Below are 26,226 nucleotides of genomic sequence, written 5' to 3' on the forward strand. Positions count from 1 at the left end.
AACCCGATTTAACTCCCGTTCACTCATAACCACCCATCCCATGCCACGCTCCCCAGCATAACCCAACGTAAGAGCACTGTGACATTTTTAGTTTGCAGAGGATAGACAGTTTAGCATTGCGCTGACAACCCAATTTCGCAGAACCAACCTTATGGAACTAATTTGACCACTTGATCGAACATCCCATGCTTGGGATCTGTTCTTCAGGTCCTCGACCTGTTTCAGTAATTAACTGCATAGCGTCCAAAAGCTCGGTTTTGCGTGCGGCTGGGTCGTTAAATCCTGCATCATCTAAGCGGCCACGGTATTGTAGCTCACCTTTACTGTTGAGACCAAAGAAGTCTGGCGTACAAACTGCACCATATCTCTTTCCTACTGTTTGGTTTTCATCAACCAGATAGGGAAATTCAAAGCCATACAGTTTCGAAAAGTCTTTCATCTTGCGCGGAGCATCTGCAGGAACCGAATGATAGTCATTGGACATCACTGCTAAAACTCCAAAGCCTTCGGAGATGAGCAAGCTGGTATCTGCCGCCAACCGATCTCCAATCGCCTGCACATAAGGACAATGGTTGCAAATAAACGCAACCAGGAGCCCCTTTTCACCAATACACTCCGACATGGTGAAACTGTTTCCATCAGGGTCCTTAAGCGTAAAATCCGGAGCCTTCCAACCAAAGTCACAAACAGGAGTATTCAGAAGCACAATGTCACCCTTTAACTAATTGATCTGCCTAGAGGTTGTCATAAGAAAGCCTGAACTGTCCATAAGAACTGGATGAAAATATCCAGGCCTGTGGTCACGATTTCCTGATCACCGCGGCTCCCCCTTCCCGTTACTCAAATTATCAAGGATTGGGCAGTCGGGGCGGTGGTCGCCGGCGCAGGCGGTTATGAGGTGGGTGAGTGTGTCGCGCATGGCGATGAGGTCGGCGATTTTGGCTTCGATCTCTTTGACGTGTTGTTGCGCGATCTTTTTTACGTCAGAACTGCCGCGTTCTTTGTCTTCATAGAGTGCCAGCAAGGCCCGGCACTCTTCGATGTTGAACCCGAGGGAACGGGCACGGCCGATGAATGTCAGCTTGTGCAGCTCCGTTTCTTCAAAGATTCGGTAGCCGTTTTCATTCCGTTTGGGATGAAGGAACCCAATATCCTCATAATAACGGATGGTCTTGGTCGGGATGCCGGAGCGTTCTGCTACTTCGCCAATATTCATCGTCGTTCCATCCCTCTTAATGCGCAGTTGTTGCTTTGATCCAGCGTAACCGCAAAGCGTTGGTTAAGACAAACACGCTTGAAAGTGCCATAGCACCTGCTGCCAGTACAGGAGACAGAAGCGGGCCACCGAATGGATATAACACGCCAGCAGCAACCGGAATCAGCAGTGTATTGTAACTGAATGCCCAGAACAGGTTCTGGCGGATGTTGCGCATGGTTTGCTGGCTGATGTGGAACGCATTGACCACACCGTTCAGGTCTCCTGCCATCAGAACGACATCCGCGGCTTCAATTGCCACATCAGTACCAGTTCCAATGGCAATTCCAACGTCTGCTGCTGCCAAAGCAGGCGCATCATTGATGCCATCGCCCACGAAGGCCAGTTTACCGGAAGCGTTCTTACGCAAGTCTTCCAGCGCACGGACTTTACCGTCAGGCAGAACTTCGGCAACCACGCTGTCGATGCCAAGTTCGGCTGCAATGGCGTTGGCTGTCTTCTGGTTATCACCCGTGATCATCACAACTTTCAAGCCAAGCTCATGAAGGGACTTGATCGCATCTGGAGTTGTTTTCTTGATTGGGTCAGCAACTGCAATTACCGCTGCAATTTTTCCATCAATAGCAACGTAAAGCGGGGTTTTTCCTCTAGTTGCAAGTACGGTTGCATCAACAGAAAGCTGTTCCAGTGCAATGCCTTCACGGTCCATCAACCGATCTGCACCAACCAGAACATCGTGCCCCTGCACAACCGCGCTGACACCAAATCCAGTCAGAGAGTTAAAGCTCTCTGGTTTTGGAAGCGCAATGCCACGTTCTTCGACGGCCTGCACGATCGCCTTTGCAATGGGGTGTTCGGAGCTTTGCTCAACAGCTGCGACCAATCGCAGAACGTCTTCCTCCTCAAAACCTTCATGCAGGATAATGTCTGTTAGTTCCGGATGTCCGGCAGTGAGCGTGCCGGTCTTATCCAAGGCAACCACCTTGGTTTCCTGGAGCATCTGCAACGCATCGCCTTTGCGGAATAAAACACCGAGTTCAGCCGCACGGCCTGTACCAACCATAATAGATGTTGGCGTTGCAAGCCCCATGGCACATGGGCAAGCGATGATAAGCACAGCAACACCAGCGACCAAAGCAAGACTAAGCGCGGGGTCAGGACCAAACAAGAACCACACAGCAACGGTGAGGATCGCAATAGTAATCACAGCTGGCACAAACCACGATGTGATTTTGTCGACCAATCCCTGAATTGGCAGCTTGGCACCCTGAGCCTGTTCCACCATCTGAATGATTTGGGAGAGAACGGTATCATTGCCAACTTTGCTTGCACGCACGCTTAAGGCACCTGTGCCGTTGATTGTTGCGCCGACAACATCGTCACCAGAGGCCTTTTCAACCGGAATTGGCTCACCTGTAATCATGCTCTCATCCACGAAGGAAGAACCTGAGACAACGGCACCATCCACAGCGATCTTTTCACCTGGGCGCACCTGAATGACATCACCCACAATGATCTCTTCAATCGGGACTTCTGTCGCCACGCCATCGCGCTCAACACGCGCGGTTTTAGCCTGCATGCCAACGAGTTTCTGGATCGCCTCGCCAGTTCTGCCTTTGGCGCGTGCCTCCAGAAAGCGGCCTAGCAAGATGAGGACGACAATTACAGCAGCGGCCTCGTAATAGACGTTTACGGTTCCCGCCGGAAGCAATTGCGGCGCAAAAGTTGAAACGAGAGAGAATACATAAGCGGCGGAGGTCCCAAGTGCGACCAGAGAATTCATATCCGGTGCGCCTTTTAAGAGCGACGGGAAGCCCTTGGTGTAGAAATGTCGGCCCGGTCCAAAGAGCACAACAGTCGTCAGGATGAACTGCAGATAATAACTGTTCTGCAAACCAAGTGAGTTCTCAACCAGCATATGGACGCCGGGAATGAAGTGACTTCCCATTTCGATAAGAAAAACTGGAAGTGCCAGCACGGCAGCGAGCAACACCTTGCTCTTAAGCTGACGGATCTCATCTGTTTTGCGGTGAGCTGCTTCAGCAGGCTCGGTCTTGTCCAATGTAGCAGGATACCCTGCTGAGGTGACCAGTTCAGCAATCGCGGAGGGTGTTATCGCCCCCACTGCGTAATGCACTGTCGCACTTTCTGTTGCCAGATTAACATTGGCTTCCAGAACACCATTTCCGGCTCGCAAAGCCTTTTCAGCTCGTCCCACACAAGACGCGCAGCTCAGGTTCTCAACACCAAAGGTGATGCTTTCTGTGAGCGCTGGATAGCCAGCTTTCTGAAGCGCATCGGCCACATCTTGCGGCGTGAGGGTCTCATCGTAATTGACCTGTACGCTTTCTGTTGCAAGATTGACAGAGGCGTTCGCCACACCCGAAATACTCTTGAGTGCTTTCTCGACACGACCGACGCAAGACGCACAATTCATGCCTTCGACTTGCATTTTCAGTGTTGAACTGTGGGACATAATTTCACCATTTCATTGTCTATTGAAGGCACCCTAAGGGTTCCAGCGACTGGAAGGTCAAGACTAAAATCATCAGGAAAATGAAAAGACTTTGGCCATCAGGTAAATGACAGCGAAACATCACTTAGTCTTTGTTTTCTCCAGACTTTCACTGGCTTCTTCTGCGGTGATTTTATTCAAGGCAGATAGTAGGGCTCTCTTCCAAAGCACATAAATTGCCGGAATAACGAAGAGTGTCAGCAGTGTTGCGGTGATCATGCCGCCAACCATTGGGGCTGCAATCCGTTTCATGATCTCTGAGCCTGTTGCACTGCCCAGCATGATCGGTATCAACCCGGCAAAGATGGTTGCCACGGTCATCACTTTTGGCCGCAATCGTAACAGGGCACCCTCGACAACGGCATCAAGGATATCTTTTGCGGTGAGGACCTTGTGTTCTTTCCTGGCAAACGCCACGCGCTTGTCCCAGGAAAGGTTCAGGTACAACAACATCACGATGGCTGTTTCGACAGCCACGCCTGCCAGGGCAATGAAGCCGACCAGTACGGCAACCGACAAGTCAAACCCCAGAGCGTAAACAAACCAAACACCGCCTGTCAGCGCGACTGGCAGAGACGTCAGAATGATTGCCACTTCACCCACGCGGTTGAATGCGAGGAAAAGCATCAGAGTGATGATCAGCAATGTCACGGGCGCAACCAACTGTAAGCGTTCCTGAACACGCTCGATATACTCATACTGTCCTGACCATGTGATCGAGTAGCCAGCAGGGATTTTAACTTCGGAAGCAACCAGTTCTTGTGCTTCGCTGACATAACCGCCAAGGTCTCGTCCCTCGATATCAATGAAAACAAAACCTGTTGGTCGCGCATTCTCTGAGCGGATCATACCGGGGCCGTCAACAATGTTGATATCAGAGACAGCTCCAAGCGGAATATGCGCACCTGATGGTGTCACAACAGGGAGTTTCTCAAGTTGATCCGGGCTGCTTCTCCAATCCTGAGGATAGCGCAGATTGATGGGGTATCGCTCCAAACCCTCAACGCTTTCAGCAATATCCATTCCGCCAATCGCGGTTTGCACCACATCCTGAACATCCTTGATATTCAGCATATAGCGAGCGGCTGCATTCCGATCGATGTCGATTTCAATAAAGCGCGCACCTCTTGGTCGCTCTGCGTAAGAGGACAGCGTCCCCTCAACGCCTTTCACGAGGCCTTCAATCTTCACTGCAATGTCTTGAATGACCTGCAGGTCCGGCCCCGACACTTTGACGCCGACAGGTGTTTTCATACCAGTTGCAAGCATATCAATGCGGTTCTTGATCGGTTGGATCCAGACGTTTGTAAGGCCCGGAACCTGAACTGACTTGTCCAGCTCCTGACGGATCTTTTCAAGCGTCATCCCTTCACGCCACTGATCTTGCGGTCTGAGCTGAATGGTGGTCTCAAACATGGTCAGTGGAGCTGGATCTGTTGCTGTTTCAGCGCGTCCAAGTTTGCCGTGAACGGTCTTTACCTCAGGCACCTGCATGATCATACGGTCCGTCTGCTGAAGTACCTCACGCGCCTTACCAATAGAAACACCGGTGTACAGTGACGGCATGTAAAGAAAGTCACCTTCCTTCAACTCCGGCATGAACTCAGACCCAATCCGGTTCAGCGGCACAAGAATGGACGCAACCAGAACCAGCGCAAAGATGATCGTTGTTTTGGGCCAGGCAATCACGCCTGCAAGTGCGGGCCGGTACAAGGCGATGCACAACCGATTGACCGGGTTCTTCGCCTCAGGATGAATGCGTCCTCGCACAAAATATCCCATCAGTACCGGTACAAGCGTGATGCTGAGAATGGACGCAGCCGCCATGGCATAGGTTTTAGTGAACGCAAGCGGCTTGAACAGACGACCTTCCTGCGCTTCCAGCACAAACACCGGCAGAAAGCTGATGGTGATAATCGCCAGTGAATAGAACAGAGCTGGTCCAACCTCGGAACAGCATTCGGCGACAATCTTCCAGCGGTTCTTATCGGGTTTCGGTTCCTTCTCAAGCCGTCGATGCATGGCCTCAATCATCACAATGGCCGCATCAACCATCGCTCCAATAGCGATAGCGATCCCGCCAAGGGACATGATGTTCGCATTCACCCCTTGCAGACGCATCACCAGCAGTGCCGTCAAAATGCCAAGAGGAAGCGAAATCAAAATGACCAATGAAGATCTGAGATGCAGGAGAAACACTGCACACACCAGAACCACGACCAGAAACTCCTCTGAGAGTTTGGTGGTTAGGTTATCAATTGCTCGCTCAATCACCCCAGCCCGGTCATAGGTGGTCACAATCTCCACGCCTTCAGGCAGGTTCGGTTTCAGCTCCTCCAGCTTGGCATGCACACCCTCAAGTGTTCTCAGCGGGTTTTCACCCCAGCGCATAATGACAACGGCCCCAACGGAGTCGCCTTCGCCGTTCAGGTCAGCCACACCACGGCGCATTTGCGGACCAAGGCGGATGTCTGCCACATCGCTCAGGGTGAGAGCTGCACCACGCTCATTCACCTTGATCGGGATTTGCTCAAGATCCTCAATAGATTGGATGTACCCGGTTGCACGGACCATGTACTCCGCTTCTGCCATCTCAATCACACTGCCGCTGGTCTCGCGGTTCGCGTTCTGGATCGTGCTCATGAGAGCAGGCAATGTCACGCCATAGGCTCGTAGTTTGTTGGGGTCAACGACCACCTGATACTGCTTGACCATACCGCCGATGGTTGCCACTTCCGACACGCCGCTGACAGTTTGAAGCTCATACTTCAACCACCAGTCCTGTAAAGAGCGCAGCTGTGCCAGATCATGTTGACCGGTCCGGTCAATCAGGGCGTACTGAAAAATCCAGCCAACTCCTGTCGCATCTGGACCCAGTTCAGGCGTCACGCCTTCAGGTAGTTGGGCTCCAACCTGAGCAAGGTATTCCAACACCCGGCTTCTGGCCCAATAAAGGTCTGTACGGTCTTTAAAGACCACATAGACGTAGGAATCGCCATAAAACGAGAACCCGCGCACGTCGATCACATCTGGCACTGACAGCATGGCTGTGGCGATCGGATAGGTTACCTGATCCTCAATGACCTGAGGGGCCTGTCCGTCATAAGGGGTTTTGATAATGACCTGCACATCAGACAGATCCGGAATTGCATCAACCGGTGTTTCTTTCAGCGCCCAGATGCCACCAAGTGTCAGCATCACAGCGGCCATGAGCACAATCACGCGGTTCCTGATGGATGCACGTATGATGGAGCCAATCATTTTTCATCGGCCCCCACCGTGTCAGCAGGTGCTGTTTTTGACGCTTGATCTTTTACATCTCGCAGATCGACAAGGCTGAAGCGCTGGTCAGCCCCCTTTGAGATAGCAAACTCAATAGACCTATCATATTGGAATGCGTGGTTCTTCAGGTTTGCACGGACCGCAAACGTCGTTTCCATCGCTGGCCACTGCAACTCCTCAATGGCATCATGTCGAATGGTGACGGAGTTTGTCTCTGCATCAAAGTTGATCACTGTGCCATTAACCCAGATGGGGCCGTCTTGCGCAGAAGACATGCGGGCCATGCCCGCCGAAAGAGAACTCTCACTATCAATCAGAAACTGAGCGGAGGTTACAACTTCTTCCCCTGCTTCAAGCCCCTGTAAGATCTCGGTCCTGCTTCCTCCTCCAAAACGCCCCGTCAGGCCCGGCGTCACCATGCGTGGCTGAAACGTGCCCTCCTCAGTTTGCAGGATAACCCGATCAGATGAACCTGTGCGGATCAGCGCGCTGGCTGGAATTGTCAATGCACGTCGCGTTTCTGATGGGATGATGGTTACACGGCCAAACATGTTCGGACGTAAAACACCCTCTGAGTTGTCAAAATGCAGCCGGACCGGCAGGGTGCGCGTCACCGCATCCAATTCCGGGTAGATATAATCGATGCGGCCCTCAAGCACTTGCCCGGGCAGGTGCTCAAAGCTCGCAAGCACATCGCTGTTTTTGCTCAGACGGGCAATGTCCTGTTCAAACACATCCACCATCAACCACACAGAGGACATATCAGACAAAGTAAGTGCTATGGAATCCGGCTGTAGATACATGCCATCCGCCGCTTCCAATGTGGTCACCACGCCGGATTGAGGAGCGTACACCTTGAAGACCCTGGCCGGAGTATTCGCCCGAGCCATCTCATCAATCTGGGCGTCATCAATACCGTAATTCTGAAGTTGGATCCGGATGTTCTGCTCGGTTTGCTTATCATTCCGGCGCACAGCCCGGATCAGATCAGCACTCGCAACTGTCACCTCTGGCGCATAGACAGTGAAAAGCAAATCTCCCTTCTCAACGGGATCACCAATTGCACGGATGTTGAGCTTCTTGATCCACCCTTCCGTACGTAAGTGAACCTGGCTGGAACGATGCTCGTCATAGCCAACAAAACCAACACTTTCGATTTTCTCTGAGATAGGCTCAACGCTGGCGGTGGCCGTGCGTACACCGATGCTGTTAATCACATTTGGAGACAACACAACAGAACTCCCAGATTGCTCAGCATCCTGTCCTGCATAAACAGGAACAAGATCCATCCCCATAGGAGACTTTCCAGGTGCATCGCGCCGGAAACTCGGGTCCATTGGTGCAACCCAGTATAGAACTTCACTTTCAGCACTGCCTGCCCTGTCAGAAGTCCAGTCCATCGAACTTCCAATAAAGATCCCTAGCCCAGCCGAAACACTTGCTACAATCGCAAGCCCAGCCACAACCGCGTATCCACGACGCATCGGTCCTGTCCTGATTTACAAAACACTATTCAGACCTGAAGGTGCTTTGCTACCGCCGGGATACTCACCATCCCAACCAAATCCCTCCAAGCTCACAAAACAGCACCACTTTTCTTTATTCCTTCTGGCACTGCCCAACTTAGTATCCAACATTCTAATCCTTCCAGTGACTGGAAGGTCAAGGGTGATACTGAAGCCCAGTACTTGCCGTAATCAAAAAAAGCCCTGCCGATATCATCAGCAGGGCTCCAAAAAAGACTTCTTAGTAACAGAGGCTCTACAACTCCCCCGCCTCTTCCAGCACTTTTCTTGCGCTGCGGAAGCATTCTACTCCGGCGGGGACGCCGGCGTAGATGGCGACGATGTGGCAGGCGGCGCGGATTTGTTCTTTCGTGACGCCGTTGCGCAGTGCGCCTTTGCAGTGCAGTTCCCATTCGTGCATTTTGCCGAGTGCGCCGATCATGGCCAGGTTCATCAGACTGCGAGTTGGTGCATCGATAGCGTCATCGCCCCAGCCGAAACCCCAGCACCATTCGGTCATGGCTTCCTGAAACGGACGATTGAAGTCATCCGCCTTTGCCAGGTTGGCCTCGACGTACTCAGCGCCAAGGGTGGATTTACGCTGTTTCAGGCCTATTTCAAACCGGTCAGACATTATCATTTTCTCTCTTAAACGCTGATGCAGATGTATTTCATCTCAACATAATCTTCGATGCCGTACTTGGAGCCTTCACGGCCAAGTCCGGATTGTTTGACGCCTCCAAATGGTGCAACTTCAGTGGAGATCAGACCGGTGTTGACGCCTACCATGCCGTACTCCAACTCTTCCGCCACTTTGTAGACCGTGGAGAGATCATTGCTGTAGAAGTAAGAGGCCAAGCCGAACTCGGTATCGTTCGCTGCTGCAATGGCTTCGTCAACTTCCTTGAAGCGGAACAGTGGAGCAAGCGGACCGAACGTTTCTTCTCTTGCCACGTCCATCTCACCGGTCACATTGGCAAGAACGGTTGGCTCAAAAAAGGTGCCGCCTTTGTCGCTGCGCTCACCACCGCACACAATACTAGCGCCGTTCTCAAGTGCATTCTTGATGTGAAATTCCACCTTTTGAACGGCAGCTTCTGTGATGAGCGGTCCGATAGTCACGCCGGATTGGAAGCCATCACCAACACTCAGGTTACGAACAGCATCCGCAAGTTTTTTGGCGAAGGCGTCGTAAACACCATCCTGTACATAGATACGGTTGGAGCAAACGCAGGTTTGGCCGGCATTGCGGAACTTGGAAATCAGTGCACCTTCAACGGCCTTGTCCAGATCTGCATCATTGAACACAATAAATGGTGCATTCCCACCCAATTCCAGGGAGAGCTTCTTAATCTGGTCAGCACTTTGGCGCATGAGAATGCGGCCAACATTGGTGGAACCTGTGAAGCTGATCTTTTGGACAATGTCGTTGGTGCACAGCTCTTCACCGACTGCAACGGCATCCGTTGATGGAAGGATGCTCAGCACGCCTTTCGGAATGCCTGCCTGCTCTGCCAGCAATGCCAAAGCAAGCGCGGAGAGAGGTGTTTCAGCAGCAGGTTTTACAATCATCGCACAGCCAGCAGCCAGTGCAGGCGCAGCTTTGCGGGTGATCATCGCATTTGGAAAATTCCATGGTGTAATCGCTCCAACAACTCCGACTGGCTGCTTGATCACCATGATGCGTTTGTCTTCCTGATGGCCCGGAATAGTGTCGCCGTACACACGCTTTGCTTCTTCCGAAAACCATTCAATGAAGCTGGCACCGTAAAGGATCTCACCTTTTGCTTCTGCAACCGGCTTCCCCATTTCCGCGGTCAGTATGGTTGCAAGATCATCTGCATTTTCAACCAGCAAGTCGAACCAGCGTCTCAGAACCTGTGCACGGTCCTTGCCTGTGCGCTTGCCCCATGCTTTTTGAGCAGTCTTCGCGGCGGTGATGGCATCGACCACATCAGAGCGCGAGCAATCGGCAACATTGGCAATCAGTTCACCTGTAGAAGGGTTATTGACTGCAAAGGTTTTCTGGCGCGAAACAAAGCTACCATCGATATATGCACCGGATTGCAACAGGCTTGGGTTGTTCAGCTTCAGGTCCATGGCGACACCCTTTGTCTTTCATTGTTGTCACATCGGCATAGTCATCACGCCGGAAAAGAATGGGGACCAGATGTGGCCCCCATTCCGTTCATTTTCCGTTAAATCGGATTACGCCCGCAGTTCGCGATCCAGAGCCGTTCCGTCAGGAGCGACTTCCTCATGAGGGTCTCTCACCGCACTTGAATCCTGCATGAGCGACTTCACAATTCCCCATGACATGAGAACCACAAGAGCACTGATCGGCAAGGCAGCCGCAATGGCAGCAGTTTGCAGAGCGGATAATCCACCAGCCAGCAAGAGCGCCGCAGCAACAACACCCTGAGCAACACCCCAAATCACACGGTGCTGTTTAGGTGGGTGTGCATTCCCCATAGACAGGATTGTTGTGATCACCAACGTGCCGGAGTCGGACGACGTGATAAACCATGTCGCCAGCAAGAAGGTGGTGAGTGCAGCAATCAGCCAGCTGATTGTGCCATTAGAGGTCATCTGCTCAATGGTGCCATAGAGCGCGCCACCAAGGTTCCAGCTGTTGACGGTATCAATCAGACCTGCAGTACCAACACCACCAGGTGCATTCATTTCGATGAACAGTGCATTGCCGCCGAAAATGGTGATCCAGAGGAAGGCCATCACGGTTGGCACAAGCATTGCGCCGAACATGAACTCACGAATGGTACGACCACGGCTGATGCGTGCAATGAACATGCCCACGAATGGTGCCCAGGACAGCCACCAGCCCCAGTAGAACATGGTCCAGCCGCCCTGCCATTTCACATCGCCCGGTTCACTTGCAGTCCAGAAGCCCATGGACAGGAAGTTGGACATGTAATCGCCAACGGATGTGAGGAAGAAGCTTGCGAGCCACTGAGATGGACCTGCCACAACAAAGAACAGGATCAGCAGCAGTGTTAGAGCGATGTTCCATTCGGAAAGAATACGAATACCCTTGCCAATGCCAGAGACCGCAGACAGTGTCGCCACAATGGAAATACCGATAACCAAAGCGATCTGAGTAAGCGTGCCCGGATCAACTCCGAACAGCACGTTCAGGCCCTGTGCCATCTGGTTTACGCCAAGCCCCATGGACGTCGCGATGCCGAACACGGTACCAAACACGGCAAGCAGATCAACCGCATGACCAGCCGGACCGTAGATGCGTTCGCCGAGGATCGGGTAAAGAGCACTACGGAACGTCAGTGGCAGTTTTTTGCGGAATGAGAAATACGCAAGGCAAAGTCCGGTGATGGTGTAAATCGCCCAGCCATGCAGACCCCAGTGGAAGTTGGTCACGCGAACCGCATCAACTGCACGGTCCATGTTCATCTCATTGTGGCCAGCCATATCCGCAAACGGGTTGTTTGGATAACCCCAGCCCGCGGAATTGTCGAAGTAGAACAACGGCTCAGCAACACCAAAGAACATGATGCCAATGGATACACTTGCGGAAAACAGCATTGCAAACCATGCAAAGTTGCTGAATTCCGGACGTGCATCATCATCGCCCAGACGGATGGAGCCAAACCGGCTGACCATCAAGCCAATGCAAATGAAGAAGATGATCATGACTGAGGAGATGTAGTACCAGCTCAGCGCTGTTTCGACCCAGCTGCGTACCGCCCCGTACAGTTCACCAGCATAATCAACATTCAAAATCGTGAACACAACAAATGCCGCAACCATAGCCTTGGCTGCGATAGACATTCCGTTGTGCAGGCCCTTAAAGAGCCCCGTTTCGGCAACATTCAGATCTTTCTGAATGTGCTCTTTTTCGATAGCCATAGTTCCCTCCCAGGCTAAATTAATCGGACATTGTGTCCGTGCCGGGTTTCACCGCCGGCTTATCTCCAGCCCCTGCTGAACAGGAGCTACGGATGGGGTTCTCCCTGTTCTCAGCGCATAACGAATGGATCTGGAATCGGATCGTCAGAGGTGCGCAACCAAACTGTTTTCACTGTTGTGTAATCCAGGGCTGCCTGCAGTCCGCCTTCACGGCCATGGCCTGAAAGTCCCTGTCCGCCAAACGGAGCAACAGGGGAAACTGCGCGGTAGGTGTTCACCCACACGATGCCGGAGCGAATGCCCTTTATCATGCGGTGTGCCCGCGTCAGGCTTTGTGTGAAGATGCCGGAAGCCAGGCCAAATTTTGTATCGTTCGCCATCTGCAGGGCTTCAGCCTCTGTCTCAAAGGTAAGAACAGAAAGGACTGGGCCAAACAGCTCGGTTGTCACACAAGGAGCATTCGGCACATCGGAGCAATCCAGAATGGTTGGCGGGAAGTAGAAACCATCACGGTCGCAATCCACGCCGCCTGTCAGGACCTTGGCACCAGCCTCAACAGAAGCTTTGATGACTGCATTGATGTGGTCGCGCTGGCGCTGGCTGCACAAAGGGCCGACCTCTGTTGCCATATCCTGCGGATGCCCGATGACGACGGCTTCAGCTTTGGCCTTCAAACGAGCAAGAAACTCATCCTTGATGCTCTTTGCGATGATCAGGCGAGAACCTGCAACACAGCTTTGGCCTGTTGCTGCAAAAATGCCGGATATCTGCGCATTTACGGCGCTGTCGATATCTGCATCTTCAAACACGATAAATGGAGATTTTCCGCCCAGCTCAAGCGAGGTACTGGCAAGGTTTTCCGCGGAATTGCGCACGATGTGCTTTGCTGTTTCCGGTCCACCAGTAAAGGCAACGTGAGCCACTGATGGATGCGATGTCAGCACCTGTCCACATTCAGCACCAAATCCAGTGATGATGTTGACCACACCTTTCGGGAAGCCAGCTTCTTCAATCAGCTTGGCAAACTCCAAAAGAGGCGAAGGCCCTTCTTCAGATGCCTTCACAATCAACGTGCAGCCGGCTGCCAGTGCTGGGCCGATCTTAACAGCGGACAGGAACAGCTGATTGTTCCATGGAACAATGGCAGCCACCACGCCAACTGGCTCGCGGCGCAACCAAACTTCCATGTCTTGCTTGTCGATTGGAAGGTGCGCTCCTTCAATCTTATCTGCCAGGCCAGCATAATACCGATAGTAATCCGCCACATACGCCACCTGGGCAGATGTTTCGCGGATGATTTTCCCGGTGTCCTGCGTTTCCAACTGTGCCAGCTTAGGCGCATTCGCCTCAACCAGATCTGCCAGTTTGTAAAGCAACTTGCCGCGCTGTGTGGCTGTCAGGCTGCTCCAGGCAGGATCAAAGAAAGCCCGCTCAGCTGCAGCAACAGCACGGTTTACGTCCTCAGTCCGCGCCTCGGGCATTTCTGCCCAAGGCTGACCCGTTGCCGGGTCCAGACTTTGAAACTGTGCTGAGCCATCTTCAAATCGACCATCGATATAGTGCTGGAAGCGTTTCATCATGCATCCTTTTGGAAAGCAGGCATCACTTCGTTGATGAAGCGTTCAAGAGACGCTTTCTTGCGCTCAAACGTCATGCCGCTATCAATCCAGAATGAGTATTCATCGTAGCCAAGGTCTTCGTAGTGCTTCAGGCGCTCGATGACTTTGTCAGACGTACCGATCACATTGTTGGTGCGCATCTGCTCTGCGCTGTAGAATGGATGGTTCGCGATATCTTCGTCGTTGAGCGGCTCAATAAGACCCTGAGTGATTGGGCGTTCGTTTTTGAACCATGCACCAAAGTAGTTGTAGAAACGGTTGACCTCCTCAGCACCCTGCTGAACATCCGCCTCATCACCACCAACATAGGTGTGACGCAGCAACATAATCTTTGGACGTGGAACGGATGGGCTTTTCTCACAAGCATCGTTGAAGCGTTCCATGAGGCTTTCAACTTCATCATCCCCGTTCCAGAGCGGCGTTACCTGAACATTACAGCCGTTCGCCACCGCAAAATCATGGGAGTTTGGATCACGTGCAGCAACCCAGACAGGCGGGTGCGGATCCTGCATTGGTTGTGGTGCAGACGTCGTTTTCGGGAACTGCCAATACTCACCTTCGTGAGCATAATCACCATCCCAAAGCTTCTTGACGGCAGGCACCAGCTCTCGCATACGCTGGCCAGCTTCCCAAGCGTCAAGACCCGGGATCATACGCTCATATTCAAAACTGTAGGCACCACGAGCAATACCCAGCTCAAGACGGCCATCCATAATGATATCCGCCATAGCTGCTTCGCCAGCCAGCTTGATTGGATGCCAGAAAGGCGCGATGACAGTTCCTGTTCCAAGACGTACATTTTCGGTCCGCCGTGCCAGATCTACAAGGTTGATGAAAGGGTTCGGCGCAATGGTGAAGTTCATGCCATGGTGTTCACCAGTCCAGATCGCATGCATGCCACCTTTGTCTGCAATCTCACAGAGCTGCAAAAACTCGTCATAGAGTTTTTGCTGGCTTTCATCAGCGGAAATGCGCTCAAGATGGATGAAAAGTGAAAATTTCATGGCTTACTCTCCCAGTGCGATTTTGCGCACTTCGCCGTTTTCATTATTTCCAAAATAGATGCCGAAATTGCCCTTCTGCGTCTCCTTCGCAAACCGGCCCAGCATTTTCTGTGTTGCAGCATCCTGCACGCGCGCCAGCACATCATCTGTCAGCGCGAGGAAGTTTCCAGACTGGCTGGCCCCTTCACCGGCTGAGCAATGGAAAGCCAGATGCTGGGCATTCGCCTCTTCATCTTCGTAGACGGAGTAAATGAAGCCGACAGAAGACGGGACACCGACCTCTTCCAGTAATGCTGTAAGTTCTTTGGTTGGTGTGCCTTTGCTGACATTGCGCGTTGGCAATCGCAGTTGGCCTGCATCATCTTCAAAAAACAGCACTTTTTTGTCTCGTTCCAGGAGAGCGCTAACAACGGTTTCACTATCTACCTGAATGGAGCTGACTTCTTGTGTGGCAGTAAAATATGCACCGCGCGCGTAACCCAGACCGTTGGCAACGCCGGTCTCAAAAGCCTTTACTTCACCGATCAGAATTGCATGGTCACCCGCGTCCACCACATTGTGCATTGAGCAATCAAACCATGCAGCTACATCAGAAAGGACCGGAGCGCCATTCGGACCGACTTTCCAGTCAACCGTCGCAAAACGGTCTTCGACACGGCTTGCAAAGGTGTTGGACACATCCTTTTGGGTTTCTGCCAAAATATTGACGGCGAAACCGGATGCCTCAGTCAACGCATCATAATTGCTGGAGCTTTTCGCAAGACATACCAGCAACAATGGCGGATCGAGGGAAACGCTTGAAAAGGAATTTGCCGTAAAGCCGAGCGGCTCACCATCCTGCCCATGGGCTGTCACAACCGTAACACCGGTAAGGAATGTACCAAATGCATTCCTCAATGTACGTGGGTCCATCGCTGTCATCGGGTAGATCTCCCTTTCTATCCGTTTGTTCTTATTGGCTGTTTTAACCAGCTTGCCATTGCGGCGTTGACTTGTTCCGGTGCTGTCAGATTGACCATATGACGATGGCCTTCAATGATGCAGACCATGCCGTCCTGCGCTGCCTTGGCCATATCCACCGCCATTTCCTTGGTGGAGTTCGGATCACCATCACCCGTCAGCAAAAGCGCCGGGCATCTGATTTCCTCCCATTTGTCAGCATAGGTCGCGTCCCCATGTGCAAATGCGTTGTAAGTGACTGCATAGCCAACCGGATCAACCTCCCGGAGCCAGTTGCCGACTTTTTCTTTCGCCTGCTGATCCGCAATGCTCTCACTAAACCAACGGCTTAAAGGTCCGTCGATGTTGATGTGACCCTCTGCGATTTCCTTAGCCCGCGCCTCCACAGCACTGCGAGCTTCTGGAGATCTGCGGTAAACGCCGTTCAACAAAGCAACGCGTTTTACGCGTTCCGGGTACGTTGCTGCGTAACCACCGCTGATCAGTGCGCCCATGGAGTGACCGGCAAGATTGACCTGCTCAAATCCAAGCGCTGAGATCGCTGCATGCAGCCACGCCACATAGTCTTCCAGCTGAGAGCCTTGGGGAAGCGCAGTGCTTCCTCCATGCCCCGGCATGTTTACCGCAATAACACGATGCGTTTTCGCAAAATGCTCGATTTGCGGTTCCCAGGAAGCATCCTGCATGCCAACCCCGTGGACCAGCACAAGCGGCTCACCTTCACCAACCTCACGGTAGCAAACAGTGCCCTTAGGATGTGACAGCTGCAGGGTTGTCAACGTCATGTCCCAGCTCCTTAAGGTCCTGATAGCGATCACCAATCCGGTGGTGCGGGCGTCCTGAGAGTGAAGCTCCCAGTGCGATGACGATTTCATCTGGGCCCGGAGCATCGGGAATAGCAAGCTGAATGGTGAGATAGTGTGAACGGCGACCACCATCATTCTTGTCCATCAGCGGAATCATGATCGGAGCGTTTGCACCAGCGCGGGTGTTGCAGAACGCCAGATAGGTTTTGGCGCCGACAGCTTCACGGTAAAAATTACCAAATTGCAGGGTGTGAATGAGCGCAGAGGCATGCTCGACTTCACCGTTCACACCAACAACAGCTGCTTTACCGTAACCCTCAACAGCTTCACCAGAACCTGCAAAGTTGATGATCATATCCGTCAGCAAGCTACCAACATCTGGTGCAACATCATGGATGCCCGGACGCAGATCTTCAACAAAGCCCTGCCCAGCCCATGGGTTCTTGATCACAGCAACGGCCGCAATCATCCGCAATGGGGTCTCTGCTTTTTTGCCACCTTCAATCAGCGTGTCTTCCACGTGAAGAAGTGTCTTGCGTATCTCTGCTGGCATTGGTCTTCCGTTCATTCCACTGTCAAATTCAATGGTGATAAGATGGTATACCATAATACCGAATGTCAATACCTTCTTGCGAATGAAGTCAACGCAAGCTAGATTGATGCCATGATCTCTACTGCAAATAATCCTTTGAAAATTGAGCGTCCCACCATGACGCTTCGCGATATGGCTCTTGAGAAAATGAGAGCTGCTATCATTGCCGGGCATTTCCAGTCAGGAGACCGTTTGGTCGAGCGGCCACTTTGCGACCAGCTTGGCGTAAGCCGTTCAGTTGTAAGGGAAACAATCCGATACCTTGAAGCAGAAGGCCTTGTTGAAATTCTGCCAAACAAAGGCCCGATCGTTGCCAAACTGGATTGGGAAAACGCGCAGCAGATCTACGAAATCCGCATGCTTTTGGAGACCAGTGCCGCACAAAAATGCGCTGAACTGGCCAAAGATGGGGATAAGAAAAAACTTGGTAAAGCGCTCGCTCAGCTCAAATTGGCCTACAGCAGCGGCGAAACAAACGACCTGTTTGAAGCAACAACATTATTCTATCAGTGCATTTTTGATATCAGCGGCCAGAACGTTGCATGGGAAGTGGTACAGCGACTCAATGGTCGCATCAGCCGTTTGCGCGCAATGACTTTGGGTACTCGTGACCGCCATGATGCAGGTTACAAACGGATCGAGAAAATCTACTCCGCAATCGAAACGAACGACCCTCAGGCCGCTGCAGCTGCCATTCAGTTACATCTGACGGAAGCCGCAAATATTGCCAAGACCCTTCTGACTGCAGAACTGAGCAAAAGCGAAAAATAATGCCTAAAGCCTACTGGATTGCCCACGTCACAGTCACGGACGCTGACGCCTACACAAACTACACCCAGGCCGCTCCAGCCGCCTTCCAAAAATACGGCGCCCGCTTCCTCGCCCGCGGCGGAAAAACCGAGCACCTGGAAGGCACCACACACCCCCGTAACGTCGTCATCGAATTCGACACCATGGAACAAGCCCTGGCCTGCTACCACTCCCCAGAATACCAAGAAGCCAAAACCCACCGCAAAACCGCTGCTTTGGCAGACATTATGATCGTTGAGGGGTTGGAATAAGCTTCCCTACCCCAAATACTCTCGCAATGCTTGCGGTGGGTTGTTGAGCAGTTGTTGGGTTTCAACAGGTGGGTGCGCTGATCCGTCCGCGACGAGGATTGCTTTGTTCGTGATGCGGCGGGCATCTTGTGGGTCATGACTGACCATGAGAAGCGTCGTGCCAGTTTCTGCAACAAGGTCTGCGACCAGGTCCAGCATCTCGGCTTTAAGCGCTGGACCAAGGGCCGCGAAGGGTTCATCGAGTAACAGCAGATCACGGTGCTGAACCAATACACGGGCAAGCGCGACACGGCTTTGTTGGCCACCAGATAGTTCAGCTGGTTTGCGTGCTCCCATCCCCGCCAGACCGACCCGCGCAAGGGCTGCTTCTACTTGTTCTTGCTCAGGTTTTGAGAGCTTTCCGTTAGGCCGCAAACCGAGGGCTGCGTTTTGAGTCGCGGTTAAGTGCGGAAACAGATTGCCATCCTGAAACAGCATGGCGATTGGGCGTTTTCCCGGAGCCTGCTTGGTAAGCTCTTGTTCCTTCCAGAAAATGCGTCCTTGCGATAATTCACGGAACCCGGCAATAGCCTCAAGCAGGGTTGATTTTCCTGCGCCAGATGGGCCAATGACGGCAACGCTGCTGCCAGCTTCAACATGCAAGTTGGCCTGCAATTGGAAACGGCCATTTGCAATGAGACAAGAGCTAAGCTTCAGCATGCCAGCGACCTCCCCGGTCTAAAATCCAGAACAGTGCCATTGAAAGCACAAGCAGTAAAAGAGCTCCGCCGGCTGCTGCCTGCATTTTGTATGCCCCCATCAAGCGGTAAATCTGTAAAGGCAGCGTTGCAATTTCCGGATCTGCAAACAGGGCAATCACGCCAAGGTCTCCCATGGAAAGTGCTGCTGCAAGCCCCGCAGCAAATCCGATCTGTGGCCGCATGCGTGGAATGAGGACACGTGAGAAGAACACCCAACCTTCCATATTCAGAGACAAGGCCAACCGTCCATGTCGCGAAACCGTATCTCGTGCAGCAGGGACAAGAATGCGAAGTGCAAACGGCAATGCCATCGCCGCGTTGACCAGTGCCGTCACAGGAAGAGCAAGGTCAGACGGGTTTGCCCACGGGCGTATGATGATAAACAAGCCCGTTCCGATCACCAGTGGAGACGCTGCCAACCCCAAAATTCCGACAAGCTCAACCACGCTATGTCGGCGAACGGCAACGGCTGCTGCCATAGGCAATGCGAACAGCAACAAGATCACCGTGCTGGCCGCAGCGACAGCAACGGAAACAAGCGCCGCCTTCAACACAATAAAGGGCACCAGAAACAGACCGCTAAGGCCTGAAAGAACAACGGCACTGAGCGGCAAAAGCAAAAAGAATGTTGCAAGCAAAATCCAGAAGGCGTCTGCAACAGGTGCACCACCATCCCAGCGCCGGATCGCTCGGTCCAGTCCTGCACCAAACCCTTCACCGCGTGAGAGCTTCAGCGCCGCAAAGGCAGCAGCAGCGGTAAGCGTGAGTTGCAATGCAGAAAGCAGCGCGGCACGGCCAAGATCAAAATCGTATGTAAAAGCCTGGTAGATCGCCAGCTCAATAGTTGTCGCCCGTGGCCCACCACCAAGCGTCAGAGCAACAGCAAAGCTTGTCAGGCAGATCGCAAAGATCACAGCCAGTGCTCCGGGTAAAATGCGCGCGAGCATGGGGAGTTCAATCAGCCGAAACAGGGCTTTTCCATCACACCCAAGTTGCGCTGCAAGGCGAAAGCGCTCTGAGGGAACCTCTTGCCACCCCTGCAAAATCAATCGGGTTGCCAGCGGAAGGTTGAAGAAAACATGAGCCAGCACAACACCGTGGAGGCCATAAATGCGAATGGGTGAAGCACCAAAATAAACAAGCATATCAGATATCCAGCCCGCACGGCCAAACACCTGTAGCAACCCAAGAATGGCAACGATAACTGGTAGAATGAAGGGGGCACCAAGCAGTGCAATGAGCAAACTGCGGCCCGGAAACCGCCGTCGCGCCAGCGCGCGCGCAACCGGCACAGCCAGCGCAACACTGATCACAGCAGAAAGCACGGCCTGCGTGAGCGTAAACTTGAGAGCGGCCCAATCGGAAGAGGAGAAGCCGTGACCCGCTTCAGCTCGCAGTGCAACCGCGGCCAACGTGCCAAGTATGAGTGCCGCGACAAGAAATGCCGCGGCAACACCGGGAAGCGAACTTACTGGCTGAGCGCTTCTAGCCATTCCGGCAGAGCCTCACGTCTTGCAGCAGCAGCTTCTTCAGGCTTAAAGAACAAAGCTTTTTCCGGCACCTGCAGTGTGTCAAAGCCAGCAGGTAAACCACCTTTAGGTGTCACAGCAGGATACATCCAGTTGGTTGTTGGAATGATTGTCTGGAAAGCATCTGAAACCATGAAGCTTAGGAACTTGTCTGCCAACTCTGGCTGATCAGTCCCGGCAAGCTTTGCCGCTACTTCAACCTGCATGTAATGGCCTTCTTCAAACGCGGCAGTGGTCTTGCTGTTATCTTCCTCGGCAATCAGGTGGTAAGCCGGAGACGTGGTGTAGCTGAGCACCATCTCCGCTTCCCCATCAAGGAAAAGACCGTAGGCTTCAGACCAACCTTTTGTAACCGTCACGATGTTATCGGAAAGATCCGCCCACACATCAGCAGCTTCGTCTCCGTAAGCCGCTTTCACCCAAAGCAGCAGCCCGAGGCCGGGTGTAGAGGAGCGTGGATCTTGAATAAGGATCTTGGCATCGCTCTTCGCAAGCTCGCGGAAGTTGGTTGGTACGGTTTCGCCAGCCTTGTGTACGAAGGCAAAGTAGCCCCAGTCGTACGGCACAAAGGTTTCGTCAGCCCACTCCACTGGCAGAGTGTATTGGGCTTCAACAGTGTGTGGTGCAAACAGGCCAGTTTTCTTGGCAGTCTCTACCAGATTGGTGTCCAGACCCAGCACCACATCGGCATCCGAGTTTTTACCTTCAAGACGAATGCGGGAAAGCAGTGCTGCGCCATCTTCGACGCCAACAAGTTTCAGGTCACACTCGCATACAGCCTCAAACGCTTCTTCCACTTTTGGGCCTGGGCCCCAGTCAGAAACGAAGCTGTCGTATGTGTAAACTGTCAGTTGAGGCTTCTCAACAGCCATCGCTGATGTTGCAGTGAGTAATCCCGCAGCAATTAACAGATGTTTCAAGTCATCCTCCATTGCGGCGAGAGGGCAAGGATGGATGAAACCGGTACCCTTCCCTCCGCCGGTTCTAGCCGGTTCAGGTTCAACGGGTTCGCCACTAAAGCATCTCAGCACGACAAATACGCGCACCCCGAGGTCAAGCGGTTCTTAACCGGAAAAACACAGAAGCGCAACTGGATATAGCCAGCGTCTGGAGAGCACCTGTAGGGAGTTGCAATAAAAAGCCCGGGCAGTTTCCTGCCCGGACTGGTCGCATTTATTAGGCTGTCAGGTCGAAGCGGTCGGCGTTCATGACCTTGGTCCATGTTGCCACGAAGTCGCGGACGAACTTTTCGTGGTTGTCATCCTGAGCATACACTTCAGCATAAGCGCGCAGGATTGAGTTGGAGCCAAACACAAGATCTGCACTGGTTGCAGTCCACTTAGGCTTGCCAGATTTGCGGTCGCGGATCTCATAGGTGCCATCTTTGAGTGGATGCCAGCTGTTGTCCATATCGGTCAGGTTGACGAAGAAGTCCGTTGTCAGCTGACCTTCGCGGTCCGTGAAGACACCGTGCTTTGATCCGCCATAATTGGCACCAAGAACGCGCAGACCACCAACGAGTGCAGTCATTTCCCAGCCAGTGAGGCGGAGGAGCTGAGCACGATCCAGCATCATTTCTTCCGGGCTAACAGCGTACTCTTGCTTCTGCCAGTTACGGAAGCCATCAGAAATAGGCTCCAATACAGAGAAGGATGTCGCATCAGTCATCGCATCTGTTGCATCACCGCGACCAGAAGCAAATGGAACTTCCACGTTGAAACCAGCTGCTTTGATGGCATTTTCTACACCAACGTTGCCTGCCAGCACGATCACATCTGCGACTGAGGCTCCTGCCTGCGCTGCGATTGGTTCAAGCACAGCCAGAACTTTGGCAAGCCGGTCTGGCTCATTGCCAACCCAATCCTTTTGAGGAGCAAGGCGGATACGAGCACCGTTGGCACCACCGCGCATATCAGAGCCGCGATAGGTACGTGCGCTGTCCCAAGCGGTTTTGATCAGATCTTCATTGCTCAAACCACTTGCCGCAATTTTTGCTTTCACTGCAACAACATCATAGTTGGTGTTGCCCGCCGGAACCGGATCCTGCCAGATAAGGTCTTCTTTCGGCACATCCGGGCCAAGATAATTGGCTCTCGGTCCCATATCGCGGTGGGTCAGCTTGAACCATGCACGCGCAAACGTATCTCTGAAGTACTCAGGATCTGCTATGAATTTCTGACAGTACTCGTTGTAGATCGGGTCAACCTTCATCGCCATGTCCGCATCCGTCATGATTGGATTGTGACGAACAGACGGGTCTGTTGGATCAACAGGTTTGTCTTCTTCCTTGATGGACACAGGTTCCCATTGCCATGCGCCGGCAGGAGATTTTACCTGCTCCCATTCATGGCCGAACAGCATATCAAAGAAACCCATATCGAACGTGGTTGGGTGTGTGGTCCACGCACCCTCGATGCCAGAGGTAAAGGCATTTGTTGCCTTGCCATCCTGTCCGGGGTTAGACCAGCCAAAGCCCTGCTCTTCAAGACCAGCGGCTTCCGGTGCGACACCGATGTTATCGACGGCACCGCGTCCATGGGTTTTACCAACGGTGTGACCACCGCACGTCAGCGCAGCAGTTTCCTCGTCATTCATTGCCATACGAGCAAAGGTTTCGCGGATCTGATCAGCTGTTTTTTGCGGACCGGGAACGCCATTCACGCCTTCCGGGTTCACGTAGATCAAGCCCATATGGGTTGCTGCAAGCGGATTTTCGAGCGTTGAAGGATCATCCAGATCGTCATAGCGCTCTTCACTGCGCGCAAGCCATTCTTTCTCAGATCCCCAATAGGTGTCGATCTCCGGACCCCAGATATCCTCACGGCCAAACCCGAAACCAAAGGTTTTCAGACCCATGGAGTCATAGGCGATAGTGCCTGCGAGAATAATCAGATCAGCCCAGGAGAGAGCGTTGCCGTACTTTTTCTTGATAGGCCAAAGCAAACGGCGGGCTTTATCGAGGCTTGCGTTATCAGGCCAGGAGTTAAGCGGAGCAAAGCGAATGTTGCCGGAACCGCCGCCACCGCGACCATCTGCCAGACGATAAGAGCCAGCTGTGTGCCACGAAAGGCGGATCATCAGGCCACCATAATGACCCCAATCCGCTGGCCACCAGTCCTGACTGTCGGTCATGAGCGCATGAACGTCTGCCTTCACCGCTTCGAAGTCGAGTGATTTAACAGCATCATGATAGTTGAAGCCTGGGTCCATCGGGTTGGTACGCGCACCATGTTGATGGAGGATGTCGAGATTCAAAGCATCAGGCCACCATCGGGTAACCGGCTTATCCATCGATGTATTCGCGCCATGTACCACCGGACAAACACCGGCTGTCTTGACATCGTTACCGTGCATTGCTGTCTCCACTATCTAATTTGGCTCTTGCTGGTTTTGACGTAGCGTTTACCTTAAGCGGTGAGACGAAACGATGCATCCAGCAAATTCTAGACTGAATATAGGGCGCTAAACGCATTAAGTGAAATTGCATCTCCTACGCATATCAATAAGTTTTTCTTATCGTATAAATTTGAAGGTAAACGAAGGTGCTTAGATTGCTCCTCTGAGCTCTCCTCATCACACACGGAGATGCTTTTCGCGAGGTGAGGAAAGCATCAGTTCTGCCCTTCAATGCAGCAACAATCCGTGTAAAATATCACATTGATTTTCGCGGAGAAATTTGCATGAGCACTATTAGTCTTCTCAATTCCATAATTGGTCCGGTGATGAGAGGACCGTCGAGCTCTCACTCTGCAGCGCCATACTTCATAGGAAAGACTGTTCGCCAACTTTCCCTTTGTGATGGCGATAAAATTGTGAATGTTGAAATTGCGTTCGATCCAGAGGGCTCGTTTGCCCAAGTCTATACCAACCAAGGCAGTGACGAAGGCTTTGCTGCAGGCTTGATGGGAGAAGAGGTCACCTCACCTAAGTATCGACAAGCTCTATCTGATTTGATGAACGGCAAGCCATTTACGCTAGAGATCAACATTAGAAATTTAGACACCAAAGATCATCCAAACCGAGTGGAAATTGCAATCACGGTTGAAGACAGCGAAGGCGCACTTCGGGAAGATCACTTCAAAGGCCTTTCAATAGGCGGCGGGATGTTCAAGCTCGATAGCTTTAACTCTTTCGCAATTGATGTGACTGGGAGCGATTTTATACTTCTTCTGGAATGTGGAGACAATTCACCTCTTCAGCAGCTTCCCTCAAATGCAAAGGTACAAGCTCGTGTCTGTGCAGGTTCGAAGAATAGCCACCAACTTATTGAGATCAAATCCAGTTCGCCACTATCACCTCAACAACCAGAGTTGAAAGACATGATAGAACAGAGCTGGAAGGTCAGGTCCTGCATACCTGTCCAATTCTCTGTCCACGATGAGGCCCCTCTTTTTGCCAGCCCAAAGGCTTTGGTCCAACAAACCAGCAGAGGACACAGTCTTGCAGATCTTGCTTTGTCCCTGGAAGCCAAGCGGTTAGGCTTGACTGAGCCCCAAACGCGAAAAGCCTTTGCAGACCGGTATGATGTGATGATGGACGCAGTTCAGGCAGGCCTAGCGCTTACCAATCAATCATCCACTATGAAGTTCCTGAAACCGAGCGCAAAACAGGTTGGTGCAGCAAATCCCGTGGAGATTATCGGCTCACCATTCTTGCAGGATGCGCTTAGTGCTTCTCTTGCAGTTATGGATGCAAACGCAAATCGGGGAGTGGTTGTTGCTGCTCCAACAGCTGGAAGTTCTGGCATCGTACCGGGCACGCTATATTCCTTGAAACAACAAGGTGTTGATCGTGAAAGGATTATCGACGCCCTTCAAGTCACAGCACTTGTGGGAGCTGTTTTTGCTGAGCACGGAAGTTTTGCCGCTGAAACGGGAGGATGCTCAGTGGAGACTGGTGCTTCAGCCGCAATGATTTCAGCTGGATTGGTCCATCTGTTTGGAGGAACAGCACAACAAGCCTTTAATGCGGCATCACTTTGTCTGATGAATACGCTTGGTTTGGTTTGCGACCCAGTTGGTGGGGAAGTGGAAATTCCCTGTCATGCGCGCAATATCGCTGGGATCGCGCATGCGCAATCGTCTGCGGTTGCTAGCCTTTCTGGTTTTGACGCTGTGTTGCCATTTGATGAGATGGTCATTAGCACACAGAAAGTAGGTGAACAGATGCACTCTGACTTGCGCTGTACAGCTCGCGGTGGATGTGCGGCAACACCGACTGCTTGTGCAATGTGCGGATGAGGTCGACCCATAGTTCTCAATGCCTTAACCGCCCATATTCCCTACAATCGTCTCCTTACAGCTGTTCAGGAGCTTTATCATCTCGGAGGTGTCTGGGTTGCAATCTGAGGCGGCTGGCGCATCAACCACCATCTGCCGGACGGCGTGTTAATCCGCGTCATTGACCTGCCAGCTCCACGCTCAACCGTGCCACCTTCGATAGCAAGAAGCTGGACACCCTCTACATCACCAGCGCCTCCCTCCCAGCTTACCCAGGGCTCCCCTCTTCGCCTGTA

At 52.5% G+C, this 26,226-nt stretch carries 20 protein-coding genes and 1 riboswitch; of the genes, 3 read left to right on the forward strand and 17 right to left on the reverse strand.

Annotated features, from left to right (window positions below; translation table 11 throughout):
* Positions 1-157: 157 nt before the first annotated feature.
* The 13 genes from PsAD5_RS11510 to PsAD5_RS11570 all read right to left on the reverse strand — a co-directional run bounded on the left by PsAD5_RS11510 (position 158) and on the right by PsAD5_RS11570 (position 17,342).
* Positions 158-706 carry a thioredoxin family protein gene (locus PsAD5_RS11510; RefSeq protein ID WP_063292211.1) on the reverse strand — a complete coding sequence of 183 codons (549 nt, stop codon included), beginning with the start codon at positions 704-706 and terminating at the stop codon, positions 158-160.
* Positions 707-814: 108 nt separating this feature from the next.
* Positions 815-1,216 (reverse strand): Cu(I)-responsive transcriptional regulator, encoded by a 402-nt coding sequence (gene cueR, locus PsAD5_RS11515; protein WP_063292212.1) that lies wholly within the window; start codon positions 1,214-1,216, stop codon positions 815-817.
* Positions 1,217-1,232: 16 nt separating this feature from the next.
* Positions 1,233-3,692 (reverse strand): heavy metal translocating P-type ATPase, encoded by a 2,460-nt coding sequence (locus tag PsAD5_RS11520; protein WP_208981752.1) that lies wholly within the window; start codon positions 3,690-3,692, stop codon positions 1,233-1,235.
* 120 nt (positions 3,693-3,812) lie between these two features.
* Positions 3,813-6,992, reverse strand: coding sequence for an efflux RND transporter permease subunit (locus PsAD5_RS11525; RefSeq protein ID WP_063292213.1), 3,180 nt, complete (start codon positions 6,990-6,992; stop codon positions 3,813-3,815).
* A complete protein-coding gene (locus PsAD5_RS11530; RefSeq protein WP_057464613.1) occupies positions 6,989-8,497 on the reverse strand; it encodes an efflux RND transporter periplasmic adaptor subunit in 1,509 nt (502 codons plus the stop codon). The genes PsAD5_RS11525 and PsAD5_RS11530 overlap by 4 nt, the downstream gene beginning before the upstream one ends.
* Positions 8,498-8,774: 277 nt before the next feature.
* Positions 8,775-9,152, reverse strand: coding sequence for a carboxymuconolactone decarboxylase family protein (locus tag PsAD5_RS11535; protein ID WP_063292214.1), 378 nt, complete (start codon positions 9,150-9,152; stop codon positions 8,775-8,777).
* Positions 9,153-9,166: 14 nt separating this feature from the next.
* Positions 9,167-10,618 (reverse strand): NAD-dependent succinate-semialdehyde dehydrogenase, encoded by a 1,452-nt coding sequence (locus PsAD5_RS11540; RefSeq protein WP_063292215.1) that lies wholly within the window; start codon positions 10,616-10,618, stop codon positions 9,167-9,169.
* Positions 10,619-10,726: 108 nt separating this feature from the next.
* The gene (locus tag PsAD5_RS11545) at positions 10,727-12,400 is read right to left on the reverse strand and encodes a BCCT family transporter (RefSeq protein ID WP_063287751.1); all 1,674 of its coding nucleotides are present in this window, start codon (positions 12,398-12,400) and stop codon (positions 10,727-10,729) included.
* Between the two features lie 110 nt (positions 12,401-12,510).
* Complete coding sequence (locus PsAD5_RS11550; RefSeq protein ID WP_063292243.1) at positions 12,511-13,977, reverse strand: aldehyde dehydrogenase; 1,467 nt, start codon at positions 13,975-13,977, stop codon at positions 12,511-12,513.
* Complete coding sequence (locus PsAD5_RS11555) at positions 13,977-15,023, reverse strand: LLM class flavin-dependent oxidoreductase (protein ID WP_063292216.1); 1,047 nt, start codon at positions 15,021-15,023, stop codon at positions 13,977-13,979. The genes PsAD5_RS11550 and PsAD5_RS11555 overlap by 1 nt, the downstream gene beginning before the upstream one ends.
* A gap of 3 nt (positions 15,024-15,026) precedes the next feature.
* The gene (locus PsAD5_RS11560) at positions 15,027-15,944 is read right to left on the reverse strand and encodes a flavin reductase family protein (RefSeq protein WP_063292217.1); all 918 of its coding nucleotides are present in this window, start codon (positions 15,942-15,944) and stop codon (positions 15,027-15,029) included.
* A gap of 17 nt (positions 15,945-15,961) precedes the next feature.
* Positions 15,962-16,768, reverse strand: coding sequence for an alpha/beta fold hydrolase (locus PsAD5_RS11565; RefSeq protein WP_063287747.1), 807 nt, complete (start codon positions 16,766-16,768; stop codon positions 15,962-15,964).
* On the reverse strand, positions 16,734-17,342 hold the full coding sequence (locus tag PsAD5_RS11570) for an amino acid synthesis family protein (RefSeq protein WP_057464621.1): 609 nt from the start codon (positions 17,340-17,342) through the stop codon (positions 16,734-16,736). Before PsAD5_RS11570 ends, PsAD5_RS11565 begins: the two co-directional genes overlap by 35 nt.
* A 111-nt stretch (positions 17,343-17,453) precedes the next feature.
* On the opposite strand from PsAD5_RS11570, the gene PsAD5_RS11575 reads away from it, so the two are divergent.
* Both PsAD5_RS11575 and PsAD5_RS11580 read left to right on the forward strand, forming a co-directional pair.
* On the forward strand, positions 17,454-18,152 hold the full coding sequence (locus tag PsAD5_RS11575; protein ID WP_063292218.1) for a GntR family transcriptional regulator: 699 nt from the start codon (positions 17,454-17,456) through the stop codon (positions 18,150-18,152).
* Positions 18,152-18,442 carry a DUF1330 domain-containing protein gene (locus PsAD5_RS11580; RefSeq protein ID WP_063292219.1) on the forward strand — a complete coding sequence of 97 codons (291 nt, stop codon included), beginning with the start codon at positions 18,152-18,154 and terminating at the stop codon, positions 18,440-18,442. The genes PsAD5_RS11575 and PsAD5_RS11580 overlap by 1 nt, the downstream gene beginning before the upstream one ends.
* 6 nt (positions 18,443-18,448) lie before the next feature.
* Here PsAD5_RS11580 and PsAD5_RS11585 read toward each other — a convergent pair whose 3' ends face one another.
* From PsAD5_RS11585 to katG, 4 genes are all read right to left on the reverse strand, one after another.
* Positions 18,449-19,141, reverse strand: coding sequence for a thiamine ABC transporter ATP-binding protein (locus PsAD5_RS11585; RefSeq protein ID WP_063292220.1), 693 nt, complete (start codon positions 19,139-19,141; stop codon positions 18,449-18,451).
* Positions 19,128-20,675: a thiamine/thiamine pyrophosphate ABC transporter permease ThiP gene (locus PsAD5_RS11590; RefSeq protein ID WP_063292221.1), complete on the reverse strand. Its 1,548-nt coding sequence runs from the start codon at positions 20,673-20,675 to the stop codon at positions 19,128-19,130. Before PsAD5_RS11590 ends, PsAD5_RS11585 begins: the two co-directional genes overlap by 14 nt.
* Positions 20,651-21,643: a thiamine ABC transporter substrate binding subunit gene (thiB, locus tag PsAD5_RS11595; RefSeq protein ID WP_208988579.1), complete on the reverse strand. Its 993-nt coding sequence runs from the start codon at positions 21,641-21,643 to the stop codon at positions 20,651-20,653. Before thiB ends, PsAD5_RS11590 begins: the two co-directional genes overlap by 25 nt.
* 21 nt (positions 21,644-21,664) lie before the next feature.
* A riboswitch (TPP riboswitch) is annotated at positions 21,665-21,771 on the reverse strand.
* A gap of 116 nt (positions 21,772-21,887) precedes the next feature.
* Positions 21,888-24,065, reverse strand: coding sequence for a catalase/peroxidase HPI (gene katG / locus PsAD5_RS11600; RefSeq protein ID WP_063292222.1), 2,178 nt, complete (start codon positions 24,063-24,065; stop codon positions 21,888-21,890).
* Positions 24,066-24,391: 326 nt separating this feature from the next.
* Between katG and PsAD5_RS11605 the strand changes: the two genes are divergently transcribed.
* A complete protein-coding gene (locus PsAD5_RS11605) occupies positions 24,392-25,951 on the forward strand; it encodes an L-serine ammonia-lyase, iron-sulfur-dependent, subunit alpha (protein WP_063292223.1) in 1,560 nt (519 codons plus the stop codon).
* The last annotated feature ends 275 nt before the right edge of the window (positions 25,952-26,226 follow it).

Source organism: Pseudovibrio sp. Ad5 (assembly GCF_001623095.1).
In the GTDB taxonomy this organism is placed as follows: Bacteria; Pseudomonadota; Alphaproteobacteria; order Rhizobiales; family Stappiaceae; genus Pseudovibrio.